Source organism: Vibrio sp. 10N.261.52.A1 (assembly GCF_002876325.1).
GTDB classification, from domain to species: Bacteria; Pseudomonadota; Gammaproteobacteria; order Enterobacterales; family Vibrionaceae; genus Vibrio; species Vibrio chagasii.
The window spans coordinates 1-1,051 of the sequence record NZ_MCYD01000648.1 but is presented as its reverse complement, the minus strand read 5'-3'; the positions used below and the strand labels follow the sequence as shown (position 1 = coordinate 1,051).

Sequence of the window (1,051 nt, the reverse complement as noted above, 5' to 3'; positions counted from 1 at the left end):
GTAATCGGCATCAACGAACCAAGTGTTCCAGTTTTGCAGGCGTTCTTCATTGAGGGCGAAAGGCATGTGTGTCTTGTCGACAATTGTGCCTTGCTCAGGGATAAGGCGGTAGTACACGCGTGGGACTTTTGGATCATCATAAGGACGACGAGTGGTGATACGCTTAACCGGTTCGCCAGGAGGTGTTGCTGAGCGAACAATAGAGAAAAAGCGTGTTGGTTGTCCTAACTCAGAAAAGTAAACGTGCGACAAGAACAGGTGCTCATAGATATAACGTGCTGAAAGTTGGCTCTTTCTTGAGCTCTTGTTGAGGAACTTTTCGTAAGTATTAACCAGCTCTTGCTCAGCTTCACTTAGCGGAATATGTTCGTTCATCAAAGCGCCATTTTCTAGCCAGCTCATCAGAGTCGCGTATTCAGTCTTGTCTAAGTTAGGCATCCCATAAGGCATCCCCCACGTAGGGTAATCTCTCTCATATTGAGCGTACTCTTCGATAGTCGGACACTGCTGGTCACGATCGATTGAAAAGTCGAAGCCTTCTAGCTGCGTTTGCTCCGGAAGTGGATGATTCTCTTTCTGAATCAACATACGAGAGACAAGCCCAGCATCTAAGTTAGCGGTCGAGTTCTGCATACGTTCGTTGAGTACAGGGTGGAAATCAGCGTCGCGCCACTCTTGTGTGGTTAACGCATCTTCAAACAAGCGAGTGGGAGCCGATGCCGTTAAACGCGTACCTTGATAAACCAGTGCTTTACTTGCACCTCGGTCGATACCTTCCACAGAAGACATTTTTAGTTGGCAAGGAGCATCATAGCAGGCGTGACAAACCACACATCGGTTATCAATGATCGGTTTAACTTCGTTGAGAAAGTGTTGCGATTGAGCTGAAAGGATAGGAGTTTGGCGATCACGAACTTGTTGTTCGCCAAACAGCTCATCGAAGTTTAGACCCGCGTACACGGCACAACCTGAGAACACGCTGACAAGAGACAAAATGAAGAGTTTTTTCAAATTCATACGTACTTAGATATTTGGCATTTTTTCTAATTAT

At 46.1% G+C, this 1,051-nt stretch carries 1 protein-coding gene; it reads right to left on the bottom strand.

What is annotated here, in order from left to right:
* On the bottom strand, nt 1-1,017 hold a 1,017-nt coding region (locus BCT81_RS12120), incomplete at its 3' end, for a fatty acid cis/trans isomerase (RefSeq protein ID WP_198596885.1).
* Nucleotides 1,018-1,051: the final 34 nt, after the last annotated feature.